The following is a 4,123-nucleotide window of genomic DNA, read 5'->3' on the forward strand; positions in this document are numbered from 1 at the left end:
GCGTCTCGTGGGCTCGGAGATGTGTATAAGAGACAGCCTTTCCGTTGCTCCGCAGGAGCAAGAAAGACGGGCCTCGCGCTGCGGAGTGTTTTCAAAACCAAGCCCGGCCCCGGCCGGAGGGACCACGAGCGCTACAGGTTCTTGACACCCATCGCGCGCATGGCGTTCAGGATGGCGATGATCGCCACGCCTACGTCGCCAAAGACGGCAAGCCACATATTGGCGATACCCAGCGCTGCCAGCACAAGGATCAGCAGCTTAATGCCCAGCGCAAAGATTATGTTCTGCCAAACAATCGACATGGTCTTGCGCGCCACGCGGATCGCGCGGGAAATGTTGGACGGCTTGTCGTCCATCAGCACCACGTCGGCGGCCTCGATCGCGGCGTCGGAGCCCATGGCGCCCATGGCAATGCCCACATCGGCGCGCGTAAGCACAGGAGCGTCGTTGATACCGTCGCCGACAAAGGCGAGCTTGCCCTTGCCACTTTCGGCCGCGAGTAGCGCCTCAACGCGCTCGACCTTGTCGCCCGGCAGGAGCTGCGCGTGGAACTCGTCGAGACCGAGTTGCTTGGCCACAGACGCTGCAACCTCCTCGCGGTCGCCCGTGAGCATGACGGTGCGGTTGATACCGGCGGCATGCAGGTCGCGAATCGTTTGCTCCGCATCGGCCTTAACGGTGTCTGCAATCACGATGTGGCCGGCGTACACGCCGTCAACGAGCACGTGGAGGATCGTGCCGACAACCTCACAGTCCGGTGCTTCAACGCCGGCCGCGGCGAGCATCTTGGCGTTGCCAACGACGACGTGCTTGCCGTCGATGGTTGCCGTCACGCCGTGGCCCGCGTCGTTGGCGGAGTCGCTCACGCGCTTGGGGTCGACTTCGCCCTGGTAGGCGTCGCGCACGGACTGCGCGATGGGGTGATCGAAGAACGACTCAGCAAGGGCTGCGACTTCGAGCAGCGACTGCTCGGTATAGCCAGCCTCGGGGTGCACCGCGACGACTGAGAACGTGCCGTTGGTGAGGGTGCCCGTTTTGTCGAAGACGATGGTGTCCACGTCGGCGAGCGTCTCGAGGTAGTTGGAGCCCTTGATGAGAACGCCCAGCTTGGACGCGCCGCCGATGCCGCCAAAGAAACTCAACGGTACGCTGATCAGGAGGGCGCACGGGCAGCTGACGACCAGGAAGGTCAGGCCGCGCAGGATCCAATCGGACCAAGCGCCAGTCACCAGGCCGCCGCCAAGCGCGAGCACCGCGGCAGCGCCAGTGACGGCGGGGGTGTAGACGCGGGCAAAGCGCGTGATGAAGTTCTCGGTGCGCGCCTTCTTTTCGCTGGCATTCTCCACGAGCTCCAGAACACGCGCGACGGTTGACTCGCCAAAGGGCTTGGTGGTGCGCACGTGGATGAGGCCCGTCATGTTGATGCAGCCGCTGATGATATCGTCGCCGGTCTTGGCGGGGCGGGGGACTGACTCGCCCGTGAGCGCGGCGGTGTCGAGCTGGGTTTCGCCCTCGACGATGACGCCGTCGATAGGCACGCGCTCGCCGGGCTTGACCACGATCACGGTGCCGACGGCGATGTCATCGGGAAAGACCTGTTCGAGTGTGCCGTCGGCTTGCTCGACGTTAGCGTAGTCGGGCGCGATGTCCATCATGGCACTGATCGACTTGCGGCTCTTGCCCACGGCGTATGCCTGGAACAACTCGCCGACCTGGTAGAACAGCATGACGGCGGCGCCTTCGGCCATGTGCGGGTCGGTGTCGGGGAAGAGCACCATGGCAAACGCGCCGATGGTCGCGACGGCCATGAGGAAGCTCTCGTCGAAGGCCTTGCCGCGGCGGATGTTATTGAATGCCTTTTGCAGTACGTCGTAGCCGGCAATCAAAAACGGCACGAGGAACAGCGCGAAGCTGGCGTAGATGTTGCCGGGCTCCCCAAATGCGATAGTGAGGGCGCCGAGCTCGTCGAGGGCATAAACAACGGCAAAAATGCCCAGTGCTACCAGGATGCGGTTGCGCTTGTGCTCAAGGGACTCTTTCTTCTTGCGCTTCTTCTTTTTCTTTTTGGGGTCGGCGGCTGCCATGATTCAAACCTCCCATTTGAGTGTATGAACACTTGCTCATATAATTTCGCGAGCAAAGGCCGCGGCAAGCGCGGCCTTACAGGTCAACGTGTGCGCGGGTTAGAGAATGATCTCGCAGTCCGGCTCGGCGTCGGCGGTGAACTCAACGACGCGGTCCAGGACCTCGTCGAACTTGGCGTCGTCGGCCTCGAGCGTCAGCTTCTGGGTCATAAAGTTGACCGAAACGGACTTGACGCCATCGAGCTTAGCCAGCTCGTCCTGAAGTTCACGCGCGCAGTTGGCGCAATCGATCTCGTCGAGCTTAAACTGCTTTTTCATGGTGGGTTCCTTTCCCTGTGTTGGCGGTCTGGGTGCCGGCCGCGCTGATACCGTGGTTGATTGCTATTCGCAGATATGGCTCATGCCCTGGTTGAGCATGGTATAGACATGATCGTCAGCGAGCGAGTAGAGAATGTTGCGGCCGTCGCGGCGGAACTTGACCAGGTGCGACTGCTTAAGCGTGCGCAGCTGGTGCGACACCGCAGACTGCGAGGTCGCGGTCGCTTCGGCGATGTCAGCCACGCAGAGCTCGCGGCCCATGAGGGCATAGAGAATCTTGATGCGCGTGGTGTCGCTGAAGACCTTGAACAGGTCGGCAAGGTCGTAGAGAAGTTCCTCGTCGGGAAGGTCCTCGGGCGAGCAGGTGGTGGGGACGATCGGCTCGGTGGCCTCGATGCCAGTCTTTGTTTCATCAGCGTGGCTGCTCATTGCAATATCCTTTCATATGAACATGCGCTCATATAACTTACTTCCGATTATATGAGCGCATGTTCATATGTCAATGACGTACAGGTAATTCGTCGCATAAAATGATGGGGAATAGTGGACGAGATTCCGGACTGAGCGGTTTTGATAGCCGATGCCGGGGTGGGTGCCCCCGCGCCGTGCAAAAATTGGAGTATTCTGCAACTATAGGGGGTCCGTTAATCTATTCCAGGCCAAATAAAGCCGCTCAAGAGTTATCCAAGGGCGGTAAACAGACAAGGTCTTCCTCAAATGTTGCCTAACGTTCCCGTTCGATAGCGTTTTTGTTTTTCATTTGGATTAACTTGTGGGTGCTGGAGGGCCGACCCTGCTGAATACTCGCAATTTTGCACATCGCTAGGGTACCCACCTTGTTAGCCGGTCTAGCTTCCGGCCCCGAAGATTCTGCCCTCGGGCGCGAGGCTGCTTATTTGGGCAAATGATGGGCTGTCGGATTCGACAGTCTGCATGTCATCGATTGCCGGAACTTCATTTATTGTCGGGTCATCCAGCGTGATGCCTTCGAGTGTTGCTTTTTCGAGGTCGATTCGTTGACGATCTTCGGAATCCTGGCGAAGCTGCTTCTGAATTCTCTTTTTCTCTTCTATAAACCTTCTGAGCACAAACTGTCTCAGGTCCTCTTGCATGATTTGAAAGTCTTTTGGCAGACGCGAGGGGCGTATGCCCTCTTTCCGTTGGATCGCCTCCATGACCCTAACGAAAGCGCTGGCATGCATAAAGGAATAACGACTGACGGTGATGATTCCGTATCCCATGGACGCAAGCGCATTCTTGCGCTCCTCATCGATGGCGCGGTCTTCTTCCGCGTCATGATAAAACCCGTTGTATTCAATGTCTGTGCGAGATTTCTTTAGATACGCATCCATAAAGAACTTTTTGCGTCTCGTGAGATTCTTTGCGGCAGCGGTGACCTGCACCTCGCAATCGGTCTCAATTCCCTTAATACCAAGCCCTCCTTCGCTTTTAGGCAGCGTTAGCATCATGACAAAGGCCGTTTCCATAGGAGACCGGCATCCGTCGCGCACACATTGAATCGCCTTTCGGGCAAGGGCCAGACCGTCGCATCTGGTAATGGAATTAAAGAACTGTTTTAACCTTTCGGTCGAGGTGAGCGCGAAACGCTCGTTATACGAGGTGGAAGAGCCGGTTCCAAGGGAGTGTTAGCGCCGGGCGATTTTAGCCGCTAATAGTCAAACGATTTTGACCAATCCCGGTCACCGAATAATGGCCACCGT

Annotated in this window: 4 protein-coding genes; all 4 read right to left on the reverse strand. The window is 58.2% G+C overall.

What is annotated here, in order from left to right; translation table 11 throughout:
• Positions 1 to 131 precede the first annotated feature (131 nt).
• The 4 genes from PMW67_RS09560 to PMW67_RS09575 all read right to left on the reverse strand — a co-directional run bounded on the left by PMW67_RS09560 (position 132) and on the right by PMW67_RS09575 (position 3,889).
• Positions 132 to 2,084, reverse strand: coding sequence for a heavy metal translocating P-type ATPase (locus PMW67_RS09560; protein ID WP_271739685.1), 1,953 nt, complete (start codon positions 2,082 to 2,084; stop codon positions 132 to 134).
• Between the two features lie 99 nt (positions 2,085 to 2,183).
• A complete protein-coding gene (locus tag PMW67_RS09565) occupies positions 2,184 to 2,402 on the reverse strand; it encodes a cation transporter (RefSeq protein ID WP_055252067.1) in 219 nt (72 codons plus the stop codon).
• 63 nt (positions 2,403 to 2,465) lie between these two features.
• A complete protein-coding gene (locus tag PMW67_RS09570) occupies positions 2,466 to 2,831 on the reverse strand; it encodes an ArsR/SmtB family transcription factor (protein ID WP_055252065.1) in 366 nt (121 codons plus the stop codon).
• Positions 2,832 to 3,250: 419 nt separating this feature from the next.
• Complete coding sequence (locus tag PMW67_RS09575) at positions 3,251 to 3,889, reverse strand: hypothetical protein (RefSeq protein WP_271739686.1); 639 nt, start codon at positions 3,887 to 3,889, stop codon at positions 3,251 to 3,253.
• Between the last annotated feature and the right edge of the window lie 234 nt (positions 3,890 to 4,123).

The sequence above is a fragment of the Collinsella aerofaciens genome (genome assembly GCF_028209395.1).
GTDB classification, from domain to species: Bacteria; Actinomycetota; Coriobacteriia; order Coriobacteriales; family Coriobacteriaceae; genus Collinsella; species Collinsella aerofaciens_AZ.